The organism is Nocardia exalbida NBRC 100660 (assembly GCF_000308575.1).
Lineage (GTDB): Bacteria > Actinomycetota > Actinomycetes > Mycobacteriales > Mycobacteriaceae > Nocardia > Nocardia exalbida.
In genome coordinates this window covers 1-21075 of record NZ_BAFZ01000071.1, presented here as the reverse complement: position 1 = coordinate 21075, position 21075 = coordinate 1, and the positions used below count along the sequence as shown (strand labels likewise).

General features: G+C 69.6%; 17 protein-coding genes. 5 read left to right on the top strand and 12 right to left on the bottom strand.

Features of this window, described 5'->3' with window-relative positions:
* Position 1: 1 nt before the first annotated feature.
* The 6 genes from ON29_RS17190 to tkt form a co-directional block, all read right to left on the bottom strand.
* Entirely contained in the window at positions 2 to 2305 is a 2304-nt protein-coding gene (locus ON29_RS17190) for a thiamine pyrophosphate-dependent enzyme (RefSeq protein ID WP_083863664.1), read from the bottom strand.
* A 215-nt stretch (positions 2306 to 2520) separates the two neighbouring features.
* Positions 2521 to 3276, bottom strand: coding sequence for a 6-phosphogluconolactonase (pgl, locus tag ON29_RS17185; RefSeq protein ID WP_040867474.1), 756 nt, complete (start codon positions 3274 to 3276; stop codon positions 2521 to 2523).
* Positions 3269 to 4177 (bottom strand): glucose-6-phosphate dehydrogenase assembly protein OpcA, encoded by a 909-nt coding sequence (opcA, locus tag ON29_RS17180; RefSeq protein ID WP_174371833.1) that lies wholly within the window; start codon positions 4175 to 4177, stop codon positions 3269 to 3271. Before opcA ends, pgl begins: the two co-directional genes overlap by 8 nt.
* Positions 4174 to 5748 (bottom strand): glucose-6-phosphate dehydrogenase, encoded by a 1575-nt coding sequence (gene zwf, locus ON29_RS17175; RefSeq protein ID WP_040867472.1) that lies wholly within the window; start codon positions 5746 to 5748, stop codon positions 4174 to 4176. The genes opcA and zwf overlap by 4 nt, the downstream gene beginning before the upstream one ends.
* Before the next feature lie 3 nt (positions 5749 to 5751).
* The gene (gene tal / locus ON29_RS17170; protein ID WP_040867471.1) at positions 5752 to 6888 is read right to left on the bottom strand and encodes a transaldolase; all 1137 of its coding nucleotides are present in this window, start codon (positions 6886 to 6888) and stop codon (positions 5752 to 5754) included.
* A 6-nt stretch (positions 6889 to 6894) separates the two neighbouring features.
* The gene (gene tkt, locus ON29_RS17165; RefSeq protein ID WP_040867470.1) at positions 6895 to 9036 is read right to left on the bottom strand and encodes a transketolase; all 2142 of its coding nucleotides are present in this window, start codon (positions 9034 to 9036) and stop codon (positions 6895 to 6897) included.
* A gap of 561 nt (positions 9037 to 9597) precedes the next feature.
* Between tkt and ON29_RS17160 the strand changes: the two genes are divergently transcribed.
* Positions 9598 to 10587: a heme o synthase gene (locus tag ON29_RS17160; RefSeq protein ID WP_083863688.1), complete on the top strand. Its 990-nt coding sequence runs from the start codon at positions 9598 to 9600 to the stop codon at positions 10585 to 10587.
* On the opposite strand, the gene ON29_RS17155 is transcribed toward ON29_RS17160, so the two are convergent.
* Positions 10580 to 11995: an FAD-dependent monooxygenase gene (locus ON29_RS17155; protein ID WP_040867468.1), complete on the bottom strand. Its 1416-nt coding sequence runs from the start codon at positions 11993 to 11995 to the stop codon at positions 10580 to 10582. The two genes, ON29_RS17160 and ON29_RS17155, sit on opposite strands and share 8 nt — an antisense overlap.
* An 84-nt stretch (positions 11996 to 12079) precedes the next feature.
* Here ON29_RS17155 and ON29_RS17150 point away from each other — a divergent pair, with 84 nt between their 5' ends.
* Positions 12080 to 12682: a TetR/AcrR family transcriptional regulator gene (locus ON29_RS17150; RefSeq protein WP_217999210.1), complete on the top strand. Its 603-nt coding sequence runs from the start codon at positions 12080 to 12082 to the stop codon at positions 12680 to 12682.
* 42 nt (positions 12683 to 12724) lie between these two features.
* On the opposite strand, the gene ON29_RS17145 is transcribed toward ON29_RS17150, so the two are convergent.
* Complete coding sequence (locus ON29_RS17145; protein ID WP_040867467.1) at positions 12725 to 13690, bottom strand: quinone oxidoreductase family protein; 966 nt, start codon at positions 13688 to 13690, stop codon at positions 12725 to 12727.
* A gap of 61 nt (positions 13691 to 13751) precedes the next feature.
* Between ON29_RS17145 and ON29_RS17140 the strand changes: the two genes are divergently transcribed.
* From ON29_RS17140 to ON29_RS17130, 3 genes are all read left to right on the top strand, one after another.
* Positions 13752 to 14102 carry a hypothetical protein gene (locus ON29_RS17140; RefSeq protein WP_040867466.1) on the top strand — a complete coding sequence of 117 codons (351 nt, stop codon included), beginning with the start codon at positions 13752 to 13754 and terminating at the stop codon, positions 14100 to 14102.
* A 3-nt stretch (positions 14103 to 14105) separates the two neighbouring features.
* Complete coding sequence (locus ON29_RS17135; protein ID WP_083863658.1) at positions 14106 to 14909, top strand: transporter substrate-binding domain-containing protein; 804 nt, start codon at positions 14106 to 14108, stop codon at positions 14907 to 14909.
* Between the two features lie 298 nt (positions 14910 to 15207).
* A complete protein-coding gene (locus tag ON29_RS17130; RefSeq protein WP_040867465.1) occupies positions 15208 to 17439 on the top strand; it encodes a serine/threonine-protein kinase in 2232 nt (743 codons plus the stop codon).
* Positions 17440 to 17451: 12 nt separating this feature from the next.
* On the opposite strand, the gene pip is transcribed toward ON29_RS17130, so the two are convergent.
* The 4 genes from pip to ON29_RS17110 all read right to left on the bottom strand — a co-directional run.
* Positions 17452 to 18441, bottom strand: coding sequence for a prolyl aminopeptidase (pip, locus tag ON29_RS17125; protein ID WP_040867464.1), 990 nt, complete (start codon positions 18439 to 18441; stop codon positions 17452 to 17454).
* A 124-nt stretch (positions 18442 to 18565) separates the two neighbouring features.
* On the bottom strand, positions 18566 to 19540 hold the full coding sequence (locus ON29_RS17120; protein WP_040867463.1) for a COX15/CtaA family protein: 975 nt from the start codon (positions 19538 to 19540) through the stop codon (positions 18566 to 18568).
* Positions 19541 to 19606: 66 nt separating this feature from the next.
* Positions 19607 to 20398 (bottom strand): ABC transporter permease, encoded by a 792-nt coding sequence (locus tag ON29_RS17115; RefSeq protein ID WP_040867462.1) that lies wholly within the window; start codon positions 20396 to 20398, stop codon positions 19607 to 19609.
* On the bottom strand, positions 20395 to 21075 hold a 681-nt coding region (locus tag ON29_RS17110), incomplete at its 5' end, for an ATP-binding cassette domain-containing protein (RefSeq protein WP_040867461.1). The genes ON29_RS17115 and ON29_RS17110, both read right to left, overlap by 4 nt.

The following is a 21075-nucleotide window of genomic DNA, read 5'->3' as shown; positions in this document are numbered from 1 at the left end:
ACTATTCCCCCGTCGAATCGGATTCCGGGGAATGCCGGGCCCCGGCGCGCCGCGGTTGCACGCCGGTCGCGTCGCGTAGAAGCCGGAGGGCGGCGGCTTCGATGCGGTCCTCGTCGAGTAGCACCGTCGCGGCGGCCGGACCGAGCGGCACGAAACTGTCCTCGCTGGTCACACGCGCGAGCCTGCCGGTGAAACCGGCGTCGATCAGCGCGGCGCACACCGCCTCCGACACACCGCCGCTGCGCCGGGTCTCGTCCGCGACGAGGACCCGCCCGGTCGCGCGTGCGTGCCGCAGCAGATCGTGCACCGGCAGGGGAGCGAGCCAGCGCAGATCGAGCACCCGCGCGCGGATCCCGAGCCGGGCCAAGCGCTGTGCCGCGCGCAGGCTCATCGGCACGCCGTTGGCGAAGCCGACCAGGGTCAAGTCGGCCCCGTCGCCGTAGACCCGAGCACGGCCGATCTCGACGTGTTCGTCAGGAGACGGGCGGGCCAGCCAGCCGTCATCGCCCGGATGGTGCAGGTCGCGGGTGTGATACAGCGCGATGGGCTCGAGGTACAGGCACACTCTGCCGTCCACCCGGGCGGCAGACACGCACGTGCGCAGCATCGCGGCTGCGTCGTCGGCGCGCGACGGGGAGGCGAGCACGACGCCGGGGATGTCGCGCAGCGCGGCCACCGAGTTGTCGTTGTGGAAATGGCCGCCGAAGCCCTTCTGGTAGGCGTATCCGGCGATCCGCACCACCATCGGATTCCGGTAGCGGCCGTCGGAGAAGAAGGACAGCGTGGCCGCTTCGCCGCGGATCTGATCGGCGGCGTTGTGCAGGTAGGCCAGGTACTGGATCTCCGGGATCGGCACGAATCCGGCCAGCGCCGAGCCCAGCGCGGTCCCGAGGACGCTCTGCTCGTCCAGCAGGGTGTCGAACACGCGGCGGGCGCCGAACCTCCGCTGCAAACCCTTGGTCACGCCGTATACGCCACCCTTGCGGCCGACGTCCTCCCCGAAGACGAGCACGTCGCGGTCGCGCGCCAGCAGGCTCGCGAGCGTGTCGTTGATCGCCTGCGCCAGGGTTGCCGGATCACCCTGCGCGGCGCCGTTGCGACGATACGGCGCATCGACGTCGGCGATCGCGTGGCCGATGTCCGCATTTCCGCGGCTGTCGCGCCGGAGTACGTCGGCGCGCACGAGTGCCGGACGGTAGGGGCCGATCGGGGCGGTCACGGCCGCCGCCGAAGCGAGTTTCGGCTCCGTGGAAACGAGTTCGGCGGTCGCGGCCACGCGGCGGCCCAGGTCGGCGTATCGGTCGAGCAGGTCGGCGGGGGTGGCTACGCCGGACTCGATCAGCAGCCGTGCGGTCGCCAGGACCGGATCGCGAGCGAGATCGGCGGCGATGTCGGCGGGACGGCGGTAGGCGGTTTCGACGTCCGAGCCCGCGTGACCGAGCAGCCGCACCGTCCGCAGATGCAAGAACGCGGGCGCGCGGCTACCCCGCACCCACCGGACGGCGGCGTCGGCGGTGGTCAGCGCGTCGAGTGCGGCGCAGCCCTCCGCGTGGAAGTAGGCCAGACCCGGGCGGTGGCCGTACGCCTGCTCGATCCAGTCCGGGGGAGTGGGGACGCTGATCCCGATGCCGTTGTCCTCACAGACGAACAGGACCGGCATCGGAATCCCTTGCCCGGCCGTATGAATCGCGGCATTGATCGCTCCGGCCGCGGTGGAGTGGTTGGCCGACGCGTCGCCGAAACTGCACAGCACCACCGCGTCGGCGGGCCAGGGACCGGCGACGCCGAGCCGTGCCGCGCGATCGATCGCGAACGCCAGACCTACCGCGCGGGGCAGATGCGACGCGATGGTCGAGGTCTGGGGGATGACGTGGGCGGCAGCGCTGCCGAATACCTTGTGCCGCCCACCGGAAATCGGGTCCGCCGCCGCGGCGACCACGCCGAGCAGCACGTCCCGGATCGGGTCGAGCCCGGGTACGCGCCGGGCCCGGTGCACGAAGAACGCTCCCGAGCGGTAGTGCAGCAGGGCGGGGTCGGTGGTCCGCGCAGCGGCGGCCAGGGCGGCATTGCCCTCGTGACCGGACGATCCGATGCTGTAGAAACCGCGCCGGGCACTGCCGAGGCGGCGTGCCGCGAGGTCGAGGTGCCTGCTCGTCGCTTGCGCGTCGAACAATTCCAGGCACGCCGCACCCGTGACCGCGACGCCGGGTACGACCGGCTGATCCACCGGACGGCCGGGTCGCGGGCGAAGTGCGGTGACGGTGGTGCGCCACCGTTCGTCCAGATCAACTGCCTGCTCGGTCACCGACCGATCATCTCGTAAACTTCGCTGTTCGGCTGCGTTATCCGGCGGTGTTCTTTCGGCCGCCGGGCACAGTGTCGGACAAATTTACGAGATATCCCGGGCTCGGCAGCAGTGACACCGCTGCCCCGCGAGGGCCGGAGCAAGCCACGACGCTCCGGCTCCTGGGCGCGGCAGCCCGCGCGGACGCGGCCACGCCGACGGCCGGGGTGGCCTGCTCAGCGCAGCGCGGACGCGGCCTCTTGATCGAGCAACCAGGTGGTGGAGTCCAGACCGATCGCGCCGGCGGCGGGCACCTCCACCGGCTCCGCGCCGCCGATGGCCGCGGCGACCGCCTCGGCCTTGGCGGCGCCGGCGACCACCAGCACGACGTGGCGGCTGCGGCGGATCGCGGGCAGGGTGAGCGTCACCCGCACCGGCGGCGGCTTCGGCGAATTCGTCACGGCGACGACGAGCTCGTGCTCTTCCCGCACCGCGTCGGTGTGCGGGAACAGCGAATTGACGTGGCCCTCGCTGCCCATGCCGAGCAGGTGCAGATCGAACGCGCCGTGTTCGGCGAGATAGGCGTGCACCGTCGCGGAGTACTCGGCCGCCGCCTCCACCGGATCGGGGTACTCGCCGTCGGAGGCGGCCACCGGATGCACCCGCGCCGGATCGACCGGCACGTGGTCGAGCAGCGCCTGCCTGGCTTGCAGGTCGTTGCGCTCCGGATCGTTCGCGGGCACGAAACGCTCGTCCCCCCAGAACACCTCGACCCGGGACCAGTCGATGTCGCCGGGGGACTTGCGCACCAGCTCCAGCAGGGCGATGCCGGTTCCGCCGCCGGTCAGGACGACCGACGCGGAACCACGCTCGGCCTGCGCCGCGACGACGATCGAGACGAAGCGGGCCGCGGCGGCGGCCACCAGCGACTCGGTGTCGAGGTGCACCTCGACGGTGTCGCTGGGGAACGGCGAATCGGTGTGCTCACTCATAGATCACCTTCTCGATTCCGGCCAGCGCTTCCGCGTAGGTCTCGTCGGCGTCCAGCCTGCGTAGGTCTTCGGCGAGGCAGTCGCGCGTCTCCCTGCGCGCCAGGGCGATCCGTTGCACCGGCTCGCCGGTGCGGGTCAGCGTCGCGGTGCGGCCGGTCTGCGGGCGTTCGATCGCGATGGAGACGGTGGGACGGTGCAATTCCACCTGCAGCGGGCCGGTGCGGCGGCGCACGGGGCAGTCCAGCCGGGCGGCCAGCCAGCCGGCCAGGATGTCCAGGGCGGGCTCGTCGCGCAGCCCGGACACCGTCACCGAATCCACCTTTTCGAACGGCGGCTCGTCCATCGCCGCGGCCAGCAGGGCGCGCCAGTAGGTGATCCGGCTCCAGGCCAGGTCGGTATCGCCGCTGGCGTAGGACTGCAGCCGCTTCTTGATCGCCGCCTGGGGATCGGGCGCGAACGTGGCGTCGGTGATGCGGCGGCCGGCCAGGCGGCCCACCGAGTCCTTGGACGGGAACTCCGGCGCTCCGCGTGGCCACCAGGCGACCACCGGCGTGTCCGGCAGCAGGAACGGGGTGACGACGCTGCTCTCGTGGTTGACCAGTTCGCCTTGCAGCCGCAGCACGATGACCTCGGCCGCTCCCGCGTCGCCGCCCACTCGGATCTGCGCGTCCAGCCGGGTAGCTGCCTCCCGGTCACCGCGCGCCAGCACCACGACGCGACAGGGATGCTCACGGCTGGCCTCGTTCGCCGCGTCGATCGCGTCCTCGGCCTCGGAGCTGTCGAGCGTGCACACCACCAGGGTGAGCACGCGGCCCACGGTGATCACGCCGTTGCTCTCGCGCAATTGCACTATGCGCTTGGTGACCTCGCCGGTCTTGGTCTCGGGCATGTCGACGATCACGGGCGCCGCCATTCCCGCCCGGTACGGGCGATCATCTCGTCGGCCGATGGCGGACCCCAGGTGCCCGCCTCGTACGGCTCCGGCCTGCCTTCGGCGGCCCAGTGCTCGAGCACCGGATCCAGGATCCGCCAGGACAATTCGACCTCCGCGTTCACCGGGAACAGCGACGGCACCCCGAGCAGCACGTCGAGGATCAGGCGTTCGTAGGCCTCGGGAGAGGATTCGGTGAACGCCTCACCGTAGGTGAAGTCCATGTTGACGTCGCGCACCTCCATGCTGGAGCCGGGCACCTTCGAGCCGAACCGGGTGGTGATGCCCTCGTCCGGTTGTACCCGGATGACCAGCGCGTTCTGCCCGAGTTCCTCGGTCATGGTCTGGTCGAACGGCAGGTGCGGCGCCCGCTTGAAGATCACCGCGATCTCGGTGACCCTGCGGCCGAGGCGTTTTCCGGTGCGCAGGAAGAACGGGACACCCGCCCAGCGGCGGGTGTCGATCTGCAGCCTGATCGCGGCGTAGGTCTCGGTCTTGGAATTCGGATCGAAGCCCTCCTCCTCCGCCAGGCCGACCACGTGCTCGCTGCCCTGCCACCCCTCGGTGTACTGGCCGCGCGCGGTGGTCTCGTCCAGCGGTTCGACGAGCTTGGTCGCGGAGAGCACCTTGATCTTCTCGGCCTGCAACTGCTTGGGCTCGAAGCTGATCGGCTCCTCCATGGCGGTGAGCGCCAGCAATTGCAGCAGGTGGTTCTGGATCACGTCCCGCGCGGCGCCGATGCCGTCGTAGTAGCCCGCTCGACCGCCGAGGCCGATGTCCTCGGCCATCGTGATCTGCACGTGGTCGACGAAGTTGGCGTTCCAGATCGGCTCGTAGAGCTGGTTGGCGAAGCGCAGTGCCAGGATGTTCTGCACCGTCTCCTTGCCCAGGTAATGGTCGATGCGGAACACCTGCTCCTCGGGGAAAACCCCGTTGACCAGTGCGTTGAGCTCCTGCGCGCTGTGCAGGTCGTGCCCGAACGGCTTCTCGATCACCACCCGTCGCCAGGGTTTGCGCGCCGCGTCCGGCCCGGTCGTCTGCGCCAGGCCGTGCGCGCAGAGCTGATCGAGCACGACCGGGAACATGTTCGGCGGGATGGACAGGTAGAACGCGTGATTGCCGCCGGTGCCGCGCTCCTTGTCCAGCGTGGTCAAGGTGTCGGCGAGCCGGTCGAATGCCGCGTTGTCGTCGAAGCTGCCCTGGACGAACCGGATGCCCTCCGAGAGCTGATCCCAGACCTCCTGGCGGAAGGGGGTACGCGCGTGCGCCTTCACCGCCTCCAGAACCACCTGGGCGAAATCCTCGTCGGCGTAATTGCGGCGCGCGAAGCCGACCAGGCCGAAGGCCGGGGGCAACAGCCCCCGGTTCGCCAGGTCGTAGATGGCCGGCATCAGCTTCTTCCGAGACAGGTCACCCGTGACACCGAAGATGACCATGCTGCACGGTCCGGCGATGCGCGGCAGCCGTTTGTCCCGTTTGTCACGCAGCGGGTTCTGCCATTCGGCGGCCTCGGGCCGATCCGTCGGCGCTGCCCCGGCCATCGATCAGCCGTTCCCGGTCGACGCCGACTTCAGCTCGTCGGCGGTGGCGGAAAGCAGCTCCTCCCAGGATTTCTCGAACTTGTCCACGCCCTCGCTCTCGAGCACCACGAACACGTCGTCGAGATCGACGCCGACCGCGGCGAGCCGATCGAAGACCTCCTTGGCCTCCTCCGCCTTGCCCGACACGGTGTCACCGCGGATCACGCCGTGATCGGCGACCGCCTGGAGCGTCTTCTCCGGCAGCGTGTTCACCGTATTCGGGGCCACCAGCTCGGTGACATACATCGTGTCGGGGTAGTCCGGGTTCTTCACACCGGTCGAGGCCCACAGAGGACGCTGCCGATTCGCACCCGCGGCGGCCAGGGTCAGGAACGTGGAGGTGTGCCTGCCGCCGTCGAAGACGTCCTGGTACTCCGCGTAGGCCAGGCGGGCGTTGGCGATTCCCGCCTTGCCGCGCAGCGCGAGCGCCTCCTCGGTGCCGAGCGCCTCCAGCCGCTTGTCGATCTCGGTGTCCACGCGCGAGACGAAGAACGAGGCGACGGAATGGATCTTGGCCGGATCGTGGCCGGCGACCTTGGCCTTCTTCACACCCTCCAGGTAGGCGCCCATCACCGCGCGGTAGCGCTGGACCGAGAAGATCAGCGTGACGTTCACGCTGATGCCCTCCGCGATCACCGCGGTGATGGCGGGCAGGCCCTTCTCGGTGGCGGGGATCTTGATGAACAGGTTGGGCCGGTCGACGATCTTCCACAGTTCGACCGCCTGCGCGACGGTCCGGTCGGCGTCGAACGCCAGGCGCGGGTCGACCTCGATGGAGACCCGGCCGTCCACGCCACCGGTGGCCTCGAAGACCGGAGCGAACACGTCGCAGGCCGCGCGGACGTCATCGGTGGTGATGGTGCGGATCGCGGCGTCGGCGTCCGCGCCTTGCGCGGCAAGCTCTTTCAGCTGGCCGTCGTAGGCGTGGCCCTGGCTGAGCGCACCCTGGAAGATCGTCGGATTGGTGGTGACCCCGACGACCGAGCGGGTCTCGATCAGCTCGGCCAGGTTGCCGGAGCGGATGCGGTCCCTGGACAGATCATCGAGCCATACGGACACTCCCGCCGCCGACAAAGCGGCGAGATTCTCGTTCTGAGCCATGAGCGCTTATCCCTTCACGTTCTCGAGCGTGCGCTGCGCGGCGGCAACGACGGCTTCCGGAGTGAAGCCGAATTCGCGGAACAGGGTCTTGTAGTCGGCGGAGGCACCGAAGTGCTCGATCGACACGATCTCGCCCGCGTCACCGGCGAACCGGTGCCACGGCATCGCGATACCGGCTTCGACGACAACTCGAGCGGCGACCGCGGGCGGGAGCACCTCGTCCCGGTAAGCCTTGTCCTGCGCGTCGAACCACTCCACGCACGGCATCGACACCACGCGGGTGGCGATGCCCTGCTCCTCCAGCGTAGTGCGGGCGGCGACCGCGAGCTGCAGCTCCGAGCCGGTGGCGATCAGGATCACTTGCGGTGTGCCCGTGGACGCCTCGGCCAGCACATAACCGCCCTTCGACACACCCTCGAAACTGGTGCCCTCCAGGATCGGCAGATCCTGGCGGGTCAGCGCCAGCCCGGACGGGCCGTCCTGGTGCGGCGGCTCGGACACCGAGAAGTGCGACCGGTGCTCGCTGCTGTCGCGTTCGAGGATGGTGCGCCAGGCGTAGGTGGTCTCGTTGGCGTCGCCCGGACGGACCACGTTCAGGCCCGGGATGGCGCGCAGCGCGGCGAGCTGCTCGATCGGCTGGTGCGTCGGGCCGTCCTCGCCGAGGCCGATGGAGTCGTGGGTCCAGACATAGATCGCGGGCACCCGCATCACCGCCGCCAGGCGGACGGCCGGACGCATGTAGTCGCTGAACACCAGGAAGGTGCCGCCGTACGGACGGGTCGGGCCGTGCAGCGCGATGCCGTTGAGGATCGCGCCCATCGCGTGCTCGCGGACGCCGAAGTGCAGGGTCCGGCCGTACGGGTCGGCCTTCCACATGCCGGTGGAGATCGATTCCGGCCCGAAGCTGGGCTGGTCGGGCATGGTGGTGTTGTTGGACTCGGCCAGGTCGGCCGAGCCGCCCCACAGCTCCGGCAGCACCGGCGCCAGCGCGGCGAGCACCTTGCCGGACGCCTTGCGGGTGGCCATGCCCTTCGGATCCGGTTCGTAGGTGGGCAGATTCGCGACCCAGTTGTCCGGCAGCCGCCGCTCGATCAGGCGGTCGAACAGCGCCTTGTTCTCCGGGTTGGCCGCGGCCCACGCGTCGAAGGACTTCTGCCACTCCGCATGTGCCGCGCGCCCGCGTTCGATGACCTTGCGGGTGTGCTCGATGACCGCGGGATCCACGTCGAAGCTCTTGTCCGGGTCGAAGCCGAGGATCTTCTTCGTGGCGGCCACCTCGTCGGCGCCCAGCGCCGCGCCGTGCGCGGTACCGGTGTTCATCTTGCTGGGGGCGGGGTAGCCGATGATGGTGCGCAGCACGATGATCGAGGGCTTGCCGGTCTCGGCCTTGGCGGCCTCCAGCGCGGCCTCGATCGCGACGACGTCCTCGCCGCCCTCGACCACCTGCACGTGCCAGCCGTAGGCCTCGTAACGCTTCGCGACGTCCTCGGTGAAGGCGATGGTGGTGTCGTCCTCGATGGAGATCTTGTTGTCGTCGTAGACCACGACGAGGTTGCCCAGCTGCTGGGTGCCCGCCAGCGACGACGCCTCGGAGGTGACGCCTTCCTCCAGGTCACCGTCGGAGGCGATGACGTAGACGAAGTGATCGAACGGGCTCGCGCCGGGTGCGGCGTCCGGGTCGAACAGGCCGCGCTCGCGCCGCGCCGCCATCGCCATGCCGACCGCCGAGGCCAGGCCCTGGCCGAGCGGGCCGGTGGTGATCTCGACGCCGTCGGTGTGCCGGAACTCGGGGTGGCCCGGGGTGAGCGAGCCCCACTTGCGCAGGTTCTTCAGGTCGTCCAGTTCCAGGCCGTAACCCGCCAGGTAGAGCTGGATGTACTGGGTGAGGCTGGAATGACCGCAGGACAGCACGAACCGGTCCCGGCCGACCCAGCTCGGATCGCTCGGGTCGATGCGCATGGTGCGCTGGTAGAGCGTGTACGCCAGCGGCGCCAGGCTCATCGCGGTACCGGGATGGCCGTTTCCGGCGTTCTGCACCGCCTCGGCGGCCAGGACCCGGATGGTGTCGACAGCCTTGGTGTCCAGATCCGTCCAGTCGTCCGGGTGGTTCGGCTGAGTGAGGGCGCGGATGTCGTCTGTGATCGACACGACCGAGGTTCTCCTGACATTGTTTCGTCGACGGCGGGTGGGTTCTGACGGCGATGATCGCGCGGCAGCTACGGCGTGCTCACCGGGTATACCCAACTACCCTAGATGTGCCCGGTGACCGGCACACCATTAACCCTGTCTTGGTTTCGCGGCCTGTGTCGCTCTGCGTGTTCGCTCGCGCCGGAACCAGGTGAGGAAATTCGTCCGCGCCGGGAAACGGTATGCGGGTCGCGGCGCGAACCACACGGACTCGATGCGGGGACCGGGCGACCGAGAGCCTCGACCAACAGTCCTACCGGCGGGTCGCGCGCCCCTGGCGAAGTCCCTCCGTGCGGTGCGGAAACAGCGGTACGGCGCGTCACATACGGGTGACGTTGCCCGGGGGCGAGGAAAGGGGCGGGGGCGGCGGGGGTCTACCATCCTTTGTAGTAGTAGTCGCGCCGCACCGGTCGGCAGGGGCGCCGGGGCGGACGGAAGTCCGGCGCGGGCTCGTCCTTACCACCGGAACCAGCGCACTGCTGGTCCATGCCGGATGCGATGCACAGCGTGCGAGGAGAGACAGTGCGGATTGGGCAACGGCCGGGTGGCGATGGTGCGCACGGCTCCTCCGCGACGGCGCTGGCCGACCGGTTCACGGGTCCCGGCCTACCGTCCCGGCTGATGCGACGGGCGCTGGCCTACATCGCGCTGACCAAGCCAAGGGTGATCGAGCTGCTGCTGGTCGCCACGATCCCGACCATGCTGCTCGCCGATCGCGGCACCGTCGACATCCGCCTGATCCTCGCGACCCTGTTCGGCGGCTGGATGGGCGCGGCGAGCGCGAACACGCTCAATTGTGTCGCCGACGCCGACATCGACAAGGTCATGAAGCGCACCGCCAAGCGGCCGCTGGCCCGGGAGGCGGTGCCCACCCGCAACGCCTTCGTCTTCGGTGTCGTGCTCGGCCTCGGCTCCTTCGCCTGGCTGTGGTGGCAGGCCAACCTGCTCAGCGGCCTGCTCGTCGTCGCGACGATCCTGTTCTACGTCTTCGTCTACACGCTTGGCCTCAAGCGCCGCACCTCGCAGAACGTGGTGTGGGGCGGCGCGGCTGGCTGCATGCCCGCGCTGGTCGGCTGGTCGGCGGTGACCGGCGGCATCGGCTGGCCCGCCCTCGCGCTGTTCGGCGTCATCTTCTTCTGGACGCCGCCGCACACCTGGGCGCTGGCCATGCGCTACAAGGAGGACTACCGCGCGGCGGGCGTGCCCATGCTGCCGGTGGTCGCCACCGAGCGGACGGTCACCAAGCAGATCGTCGTCTACACCTGGCTGACCGTGCTCACCACCCTCGCCCTGGCGCCCGCCACCGGCGTGATCTACACGGCCGTTGCGCTGGTGGCCGGAGCGTGGTTCCTGCTCATGGCGCACCAGCTGTACGCGGGCGTGCGGCGCGGTGAATCGGTGAAGCCGCTGCGGCTGTTCCTCCAGTCGAACAATTACCTGGCCGTGGTGTTCTGCGGCCTCGCGGTGGACTCGGTGCTCGGCTGGGACACCATCGGCAGCTTCTTCAGCTGATCGCGCCGATGTAGCCGTCCGGGCGGACGAGCACCCGGGTGCCCTCGACCGCGGCATAGGCCGTGAAAGCGTGCCCGTCGACGTCCACCACATGCGGCCCGGCTACCGATGTCCCCGGGCGAACCACCGCATACGCGTCCGGTCCGGCCACCGGCGGCGTGCCGAAGGACAGCACCGTCGCGTGCGGCCCGCGGAACAGGTCGAACAACCGGACCGGCCGCCCCGCGTCGTCCTTCACCGGCGCGTCCGGCGCCCGGTCGCCGGTCGCCAGCGGGTCGCCCACGGCCGGGTCGCGGTAGCTGATGTCCAGCTGCTGGGTCTCCGGTCCCCGCCGCATCGCGTCCTCGTCGCCGTCGATCAGCTTGTCCAGCAGTTCGGAACTCAGTCCGAGCACCCTGGCGGCGACCGTCCTGCGCTCGGTCTCGTAGCTGTCCAGGAGGGTGTCGTCACCGGCCAGGGCGGCGGCCAGCTTCCACCCGAGGTTGTAGGCGTCCTGGATGCCGGTGTTCAGTCCCTGGCCGCCGGTGGGCGGATGGGCGTGCGCGGCGTCCCCGGCGAGGAACACCCGCCCGTCCCGGAACCGTTGCGCGAGACGGACATTGGGCCGCCATACCGTCGCCCAGGTCAGGTCGGTCAGCGTGACGTCGTCGCGCCCGCAGTAGCGGTCGGCGTACCGTTGCAGCAGTTCCAGGCTCGGCTGCTCGTCCGCGGTGAGCGGCGCCGCGAACTGGAAGTGCCGCCCACCGGGCAGCGGGGACAACGCGATGCCCTGCATCGGCTGGTCGGCGGCGGCGAACCAGTAGCCGAATTCATGGTCGAGCGCGTCGGCGCGCACGTCGCCGAGCAGCATCCGCAGCGACTCGTCGGTCTCGCCCTCGAATGCGATACCCAACCCCTTGCGGACGGTGCTCTTGCCGCCGTCGGCACCCACCAGGTACGCGGCGCGCACAGTCTCACGCACGCCGTCGCGTTCCAGCGTCGCCGTGACGCCGCTGTCGTCCTGGTCGAAGGCGGCCAGTGCGGTGCCCAGCTCCACGCGCACGCCGAATTCGGCGAGCCGATCGCGCAGGATCGCCTCGGTCTGCGATTGGCCGAGCACCCAGGGGTTGGGGTAGGGGACCGCCGGGGTGGGCTCGACCGGCTCGCTCATCCTGCGCTCGGTGACGAACTCGCCGCCGAGGTGCACCCGCATCACCGGTGTCGGCATCCCGGCGGCGTGCACCGCGTCCAGTACCCCCAGGTCGTCGAAGACTTCCAGCGTGCGGGGCTGGATGCCGTCGCCGCGGGAGCCCGCGAAGAACGTGGCCGCCTTGTCGACGATGCGAACCGGGGTGCCGCGGCGAGCGAGATCGAGGGCGAGGGTGAGACCGGTGGGTCCGGCGCCGGCGACGAGAACGGGCTGTGCCATGAGCTTCTCCTGATGAATTCAAATTCACTGAATGCAAATTCAGTTTGTCTCTTGGTACGTTGCCTTGTCAAGGAGGTGAGGTGGGTGTCGCTGAGTCGCAAGGAGAAGTCGGCCGAAACCGAGCAGGCGTTGAAGGCCGCGGCGTTGCGCTTGTTCGCCGAGCGCGGCTACCTGAACACCAAGATCACCGACATCACGGCGACCGCGGGCCGGGCGGCCGGATCGTTCTACAACCACTTCGCGAGCAAGGAAGAACTGCTTCAGGCCCTGCTGAACGACTTGGCCGCGGCGGGGGACGAGCGCGCGGAGGGGCCGGATCACAAACCGGATTTCAGCGACCCGGAGTCGGTGCGCTATCACGTCGCCGGGTACTGGACCTTCGCGCGGGAGCACGCGCCCGTGCTGCGCGCGGTGAATCAGGCCGCCCTGGTCAACGAGGAATTCGCGCGGATGGTCGCGCGCTTCGGCCTCCAGCAGCGCGCGGACATCGCCGATCACGTGGCGGGCTTCGCCGACCAGGGATTGCGGCTGCCGAGCACCGCCGATGCCAGCCTGGCGATGATGTTCCTGCTCACCCAGAGCCTGCTGGCGGCGGTCGAGGAAGGAAACGTCGAACTGACCGACGAGCAGGCCGTGGAGGGTCTGACCCGCTTCATCTATCGCGGTCTCACCGGCCGCGACTACTGATGCCACGGTGGGCGATTCGTCGGATCGCCCACCGTCGGCGGCTCACGGCAGCAGGACGATGGAACCGGTGGTCTTGCGGCCTTCCAGGTCGCGGTGTGCCCGTTCGGCGTCGGCGAGCGGGTAGGTGGCGCCGATCCGGATGTTCAGCGTGCCCTTGGCGATGGCGTCGAGGATGTCACCCGCGCGCCAGGTGAGCTCGGCGCGGTCGCGGGTGTAATGCGCCAGCGTGGGACGGGTGACGAACAGCGAACCGGCCGTGCTGAGCCGTTGCAGGTCGAACGGTGGCACGGGGCCGCTCGCGCCGCCGAACAGGGCGAGCGTGCCGCGCACGCGCAACGCGGCGAGGCTGGCCTCGAAGGTCGCCGCACCGACGCCGTCGTAGGCAGCCGCCACGCCCACGCCGTCGGTGAGCGCGCGCACCCGCTCGGCGAGGTCGTCACCGTAGCGCAGCACCTCCGCGGCACCCGCCGCGCGCGAGAGCGTCTCCTTCTCGTCGGTGGACACCGTCGTGATCACCCGTACACCGCGTGCCGTGAGCAGTTGGGTGAGGATCAGGCCGACGCCGCCCGCGCCCGCGTGCACCAGCACCGTCTCGCCGGGCTCGGGCCGGTAGATCGACTCGATGAGATAGTGCGCGGTCATGCCCTGCAACAGCGCCGACGCGGCCACCGGCGGGTCGACGCCGTCGGGCACCCGGATGGCGACGGCCGCGGGCACGGCGACCTTCGGCGCGTAGCTGCCCGGCGCGGCCGACCACGCCACCCGGTCACCGACCGCGAACTCGGTGACGTCCGAGCCGACCTCCACGACGACGCCGGTGCCCTCCGCGCCCGGGATGTAAGGAACGTCCTGGGGGTAGCGTCCGGTGCGAATGTAGGTGTCGATGAAGTTGACACCGATCGCCTGCGTCTCGACCAGCAGCTGCTCCGGTCCGATCCGCGGATCGGGCACGTCGACGTACTTCAGGACCTCGGGACCACCGTGTTCGGAAACCTGAATGGCGCGCATGTGTTTTAGTTCTACACCCGCACGGCAGGCATGCTGCCTACCGGTCGGTAAACTGCCTGCCATGAGTACTGAAACCGCCACGGCGCCGGCGAAGCTGCCGGGCGCCCTCGTGGAGTCCGTCAAGGGGTTCGTCGCCGACCACGGCGGATCGGCCACGGCCGTGCTCCAGCCCATCGGTCGCGCGGGCGTGCGCGTCACCTTGGTGGGCGCCGACGGCATCCTCGGCGACCGGGTCGTTCCGGATCTGGACACCGCCAAGGCATTGATCGAGACCATCGACGGCCTCACCGAGGCGGACGAATGGGACCGGGAACTCAGCTCGATCGTCACCCCGCGCAAGGGCCACTGGGCCAAGATGGCGGGCTGGGTCGCCAAGCAGTCTCGCTTTCCCAAGGCGCGCAACGAGAAGTGATCGGTGCGTAGCCCAGTGACGTTGCCCGGCCGCATCGGCGCGGTGCTCGTCGCCGGGTGGACAGCTCTTGCCGCGGCGGCGATTCCGGCGGCCGCACAGCCGTCGGAGACTTCGAACGTGCTGCGCGCCTGCACTCCCGGGGACTATCCGCCCTACTCGATCAGAGATGACGCGGGCGGTTACCGGGGTGTGGACGTCGACCTCGCGCAGGGGTTCGCCGCACTGCTCGGCCGCCCGCTCGAGTTCGTGCCCGTGACCTGGGCGACCCTGAAGACGGACTTCGCCGAACGGAACTGCGATCTCGCGGTCGGGGGCATCTCCGACCTGCCGTCGCGACGGGCGTTCGCCGACTTCTCGATCACCTACGGGACCGACGGCAAGGCCCCGATCACCCATCGAGCGAACGGTGCGGCGTACTCGACCATCGCGGAGATCAACCGTCCCGGTGTGCGTGTGATCGCCAATCGCGGTGGAACGAACGAGGAATTCGCGCGCAAGAACTTCCCCGAGGCGCAGCTCACCTTGTGGCCGGACAATCTGACGATCTTCGGCGAAGTCGAACAGGGCCGTGCCGACGTGTTCGTCACCGATTCGGTCGAGGGCCGCTACCGCGTGCGTCAGCACCCGGACCTGCAAGTGCTGCATCCCGAAGCGCCGTTCGACTCGTTCGGGAAGGTGCTGCTGGTGCGCAAGAACGATCCGGTCTTTGCGGCGCTGGTGGACGCCTACCTGGCGACCCGGCTCGCGACCGGCGCGGTGGACCGGTTGTTCGAGCAATGGATCGGGCCGAACGCCTCCGCCGGCTGAGTCCGTTCGCCGTCTGGGGAGCGCGATGGACAGCGCCGAAGTCCTAGGGCCCTCCGACTTCCGGAAGCGTCGGGTGCGCTCATGGCGGTGGGCGGGATATCGGAAGCGATCGAGTCGGCGAATCGTCGGCAAAATGACCTGTTTGCCGCATCTCGCGCAGACGCAGCGCCCACCCCTCGCTGGGCGATACCCTTGAACAGGGCCCTTCAACTCGAGGAGCTGATGTGGGAGACCTACGAGGCAGGACGCACCGTGCGTAGCCGCCGTATGAACGATCCTGGCTGACTCCGAGCTACCGATGCGTGAGCCGATCGACCTGGTCGATTCAGCCGAACGAACCCGCGCGGTGCTCGCCGCCGTCGTGGCGCGGTTCTCGGAGGCATGGGCGGCCGGCTCCCCGCCCGACCTGTCGGCTTACCTACCCGCCGAGCAAGCCGAGCGGCGCACGATCTTGATCGAACTGATCAAGCTCGACCTCGAGTACCGCTGGCTGCGCTACCACTTTCCCAAGCGGCTCATCGACTACCGCGCGGAGTTCCCCGAACTGCGCAATGGTCCTTTCCCGGCCGATCTGGTCTACGAGGAATACCACGCCATGCGCCGCGCCGAGCAGGGCGGCGACACCACCGACCTGACCGCCACCGCCACCGCGGCCGCCGCGGAACTCGACCGGCTCACCAGCGACTACCGCAGCACGATGATCGCCCGCCCGAGTGCCCAGGTCGCGCTCGACGCCATCGACGCCGGCGATCAAGTCGACGATTTCGACCTCCTGATGCGGATCGGGGTGGGCGCGTTCGCCCAGGTGTATCTCGCTCGCCAGCAATCGATGCAGCGACTGGTCGCAGTCAAGATCTCGCACAACCACGGTAACGAGCCGCAGACCCTCGCCCAGCTGGACCACGAATACATCGTGCGCATCTACGACCAGCGGCTCATCGCCGACGACGAGCTGAAGCTGCTCTACATGCAGTACCTCCCCGGCGGGACACTGCTCGACGTGCTGCGCCTGGCGCGCGCGACGCCGCCGCAGCAGCGTGGTGGGCAACTGCTGCTCGACGCCATCGACAAGGTGCTCGCCGACAAGGGCGAGGTCCGGCCCACCGAATCCGCCGTTCGGGCGCGGATCGCCGCACTGACCTGGCCGGAGACCGTCGCCTGGCTGGGCCGCCGACTCGCGGATGCCCTGCAGCACGCGTCCGAACGGGGGGTGCTGCATCGCGACATCAAACCCGCGAACGTGCTGCTGAGCGCCGAGGGAAGCCCGAAACTGGCCGACTTCAACGTCAGCTTCAGCAAACGCGTCAAGGGCACCAGTCCGCTGGCGTACTTCGGCGGATCGCTGGCGTACATGTCGCCCGAACAGCTCGAAGCCTGCCACCCCGGCCTCGCGGCGACCGCGGGGGAACTGGACACGCGCAGTGACATCTTCGCGCTGGCCGTCATGCTGTGGGAGTTGCTCACCGGGCGCCGCCCCTTCGCGGACGAAACGTCCGCGGGTGATTCGCAGACGTCGCTGGCCCGCATGATCGAACTGCGGCGCAGCCCCGTGGAGCCCGCGTTCCTGTCGGAGCTGCCGCCGGATTGCCCCATGGCGCTGCGGCGGGTCCTGCTGACCTGTCTTTCGCCCGACCCCGCGGACCGCTACTCGTCCGGTTCGGAACTGGCTCAGCAGCTCGACTTGTGCCTGGAGCAGCGGGCACGTGATCTGGTCTATCCGCCCCCGGCCAGCTGGCGCGCACGACTTTCCCGCAGGCCCACCCCGATCTTGTGGCTGTCCTCGCTGGTCGGCGTCGGACTGGCCACGGTCTACATGGCGGTGCACGTTCAAGAACTGATCAGGGAGCGCCTGTCCGATGCCACTAATGCCCAGCTCAACATGGGCGTCTATGTTTTCGTTCTCATCGCGGGGACGCTGTCGATCGTCATCTACGCGTATATGTCGCGTGATCTGGTCGCGGTTCCCCGCGGCTTGCGCAATGGCAAACGCTACGACGACGCGCTGCTCGCGCGAGTGCGGTCGCGAACACTGTTCTGGGGTGACATGTGCGCGCTGAACACCTTCCAGACCGGGGTTTCGGCAACCGTGACGGGGGTCTTCCTGTGCCTGTGGCTCACCGATCTTCCCGCGCGGCTGGTGATCCACGCGGCGATGACCGTTTTCATGGCGGGCATCATCTCCGTTGCCTACACGTTCTTCCTGTCGACGTTCTACATCGTCCGCTGTGTCTATCCGGTCTATCTGCGCTACAGCCGCGCGACCGCACTCGACTCCGGTGACATTCGCACGCTGCGGCGGAGAACCACGGTGTATCTCGCGGTCACGGCCTCCGTGCCGCTGGTCGGGGTGCTGGCCGGATTCAGCCTGCTCGAACCCGAGGAACTGCCACTGGTGCGCGATTCGGTCCTGGGCTTGTGCGCGGTCGGCGGACTCGCCTTCGTCGCCGTGTACTGGCTGTACCGAACGCTCGACGCGGACCTGCGCGCGCTTCAGCGGGTGGTCAGGAGACCGGCGGCGGGCGTCGGCTGATCGGGCGCGGGGCTAGAGCTGTCCGGCGAACTCGGCGATCGCGCGCCGGATGGCCGCACCCATGGCCGGGCTGCCGGTGTGCCCGGAATCATCGATGACCCGCAATTCCGCCTCGGGCCATGCCTGGGCCAGCTGCCAGGCGGTGTACAGCGGGGCGCTCAGGTCGAGTCGGCCGTGGATCAGCACGCCGGGAATGCCCGTCAGCCGGTGCACGTCGCGCAGCAACTGCCCGTCCTCCAGCCATGCCGCGTTGGCGAAGTAATGCGTGCAGATCCGGACGAACGCCATGCGCGCGGCGTCCGGTTTCGCGCTGTATTGCCCGGGGCTGCCGAGGTTTTCGTGCGCGATCACGGCGTCCTCCCAGGCACACCACCGTCGCGCCGCCGACTCGCGGGTGGCGGCGTCGGGACTTTCCACCAGCCGCCGGTAGGCCTCGACGAGATCGCCGTAGCGGTCGGCGAGCGGGACGCCGGTGCGGAAGGTCTCCCACTGTTCGGGCAGCAGCCGCGCGACGTCGCGGTAGAGCCAGTCGACCTCCTCTTGCCGGGTCATGGTGACACCGGCCAGCACGATCTCGCCGACTCGCTCGGGAAAGCGCTGCGCGTAGGCGAGGATCAGCGTCGCCCCCCAGGACCCGCCGTAGAGCAGCCATCGGTCGATCCCGAGGTGTTCGCGCAGCCGTTCCATGTCCGCGATCAGGTGATGCGTGGTGTTGTGCGCGAGGTCGACCGCGGGGTCGGAGGCGTGCGGCAGGCTCTCCCCGCAGCCGCGTTGATCGAACAGGACGATCCGGTAGGCCGCCGGGTCGAAGCTCTTCCGCGCTCCGCGCCGTCCACCGCCGCCCGGCCCACCGTGCACCACCAGCGCGGGTTTGCCATTCGGGTTACCGCTGGTCTCCCAGTAGATCCGCTGGCCGTTTCCGACGTCGAGCAGCCCGTGGGCATAGGGCTCGATATCGGGAAAGGGCTGCGGCGCGTCGGATCGCGGATCAGGCGTGGACACGACCGATCACGCTACCGCCGAGCGTTGGATCACCGCCCGGCGTCGCGAAATTACCGCTCACCGCCTCCCGATCGGCTCGTTCACCAGCGGCGGTCCGGACGACCACCGTACGCGCGGGGCTCGCTCAGGCGGCCTGGGTCGCGGGTTCCGGCTTCGGGGCGGTGACGCGCTCGCGCGTGCGCAGCGAAGCCCACAGGGCGGCGGTGGCGGCGGTGCACGCCGCGGCCCCGCCCACGTGCACGACGACCAGCGCCGCGGGGACATCGGTGAAATACTGCACGACGCCGACCAGCGCCTGCGAGCACACCAGGGCGAGCAGCACGAACAGCCGGGTGCGCACGGCGGGTGCGATGCCGACCGCGAACAGGCCGAACGTCAGGCCGACCAGCAGCGCGAGATACCCGACGAGCAGCTGGGAGTGCAGATGCACGAGGGTGACGATCTCGACCTGCAACCGCTCGACCTGACGCTCGATGCTCTTGTCGCCCGCGTGCGGACCCGCCGCGGTCACCAGGGTGCCCGCCACCAGGACGGCGCTGAGCGCGACCCCGGCGAGCGCGGTGAGCCAGCGCAGTGGCGCTGGGGCGCGCACGGCCTCGATACCGTCGTCGGGCTCGCCGATCTTCGCGTACAGCACCATCGCGACCCACACCATCACCATGGACGCGAGCAGGTGGGTCGCCACGGTCCACCACAGCAGTCCGGTGCGCACGGTGATGCCGCCGATGATCGCCTGCACGACGGTGCCGCCGGGCATCAGCCAGGCGTACACCAGCACCTCGCGGCGGCGGCGCGCCCTGGTCACCGCCAGCACGACCGCGGCGGCGCACAGGGTGACCAGGAAGGTGAGCAGCCGGTTGGAGAACTCGACCGCCTGATGGATCGCGGGAACCTCCGACACTGCGACGGGGGTGAAACTGCCGGGAAAACACTGCGGCCAGGTCGGGCAGCCCAGACCGGACGCGGTGACCCGCACGACGGCGCCGGTCACCGAGATGCCCGCTTGCGAGAGGACGACAGCGAGCGCGATCAGGCGCTGCGCTCGCAGCGAGGGCAGTGGCAGCTTGTCGACGAGTCGCAAGAACGCGCGATACAGCACGTCGAAAATGGTAGCCGGGCCGGATCCGGCGGCTTCACCCGGTCTACTACATTTCGTCGTTGAGACTCAGTGGAAGCGGAACAGGCGAGTGGCCGCGACGCCCGACACCACGCCCCATACGGCGAGAACGGCGATCCCGAACCAGTCGACACCGGTGTCCATCGCGGTTTCGAGCGTTTCGGCCAGCGCGCCGGAGGGCACCAGACGGGCGAGCACGCTCACCACGGCGGGCAGGTCGTCGGCGGCGAACACGATGCTGGCGACGCCGAGCATGACGAACCACAGGATGTTGGCCAGCGCGAGCACGACCTCGGCTTTCAGGGTTCCGCCCAGCAGCAGGCCCATCGCCGCGAAGGTCGCGGTGCCGAGCGCGATCACCGCCGCGCCCAGCAGCAGCCCGACGGGTTGCGGTCGCCAGCCCAGTGCGAAGCCGATGAGGCCGAGCAGGACGGCTTGCAGCACGACCACGATGAGCACCGCCGCGCTCTTGCCCGCGATGACGCCCCAGCGCGGCAGCGCCGTCGCCCCGAGCCGCTTGAGTGCGCCGTAGCGGCGGTCGAAGCCGACGGCGATGGCCTGACCGGTGAACGCGGTGGACATGACGGCCACCATCATCACCGCGGGCACGATCTTGTCCACCCGGTGCGCGCCGAGATCGCCGAACGGCAGCAGGCTCAGGCCGACCAGCAGGGTGATCGGAATGAACATGGTCAGCAGGAGCTGTTCGCCGTTGCGCAGCAACAGGATCAGCTCGAGCCTGGTCTGCGCGAACAGCATCGCGGCGCGGCTGCTCGGGCGCGGGCCGGGGGCGAAGGTGCCCGGCGCGAATCGGTTGGCGGTCGCGTCGTGCTCGCTCATCCGCGCAGGTCCCGTCCGGTCAGTTCGAGGAAGACGTCTTCGAGGCGGCGCTGATCGATCCGGATGTCGGTGGCCAGCACGTTCATTCGCGCGCACCACGCGGTGACGGTCGCGAGGACCTGCGGATTGATCTCGCCCTCCACCAGATAGGTGCCGGGGGTGGTCTCCCGGGGCGCGAACCCCTCGGGCAGGGCGTTCGCCAGCAGTTCCAGGTCCAGTTTGGGCGGCGCGCTGAACCGCAGCTGCCCCGCCGCTCCGTGCGCGGTGACCTCGGCGGGGGTGCCGGAGGCGACGATGCGGCCGTGGTCGATGATCACCAGCTGGTCGGCGAGTTGCTCGGCCTCGTCCATCATGTGCGTGGTCAGCACGACGGTCACCCCGTCGCGGCGCAGGGCGTCGATCAGCTCCCAGACGATCAGCCGGGCCTGGGCGTCCAGGCCCGCGGTCGGTTCGTCCAGGAACACGATCTCCGGTTTGCCCACCAGCGCGCAGGCGAGGGCGAGCCGCTGCTGCTGGCCGCCGGAGAGGCGGCGGTAGGGGGTGCGGCGGTTGTCCTGGAGGCCGAGCGTGCGCAGCAGCCAGTCCGGGTCGAGCGGATCCGCGGAGTAGGCGGCCACCAAGTCGAGCATTTCCCCCGCTCGCGCACCGGGATACGCGCCGCCGCCTTGCAGCATGAC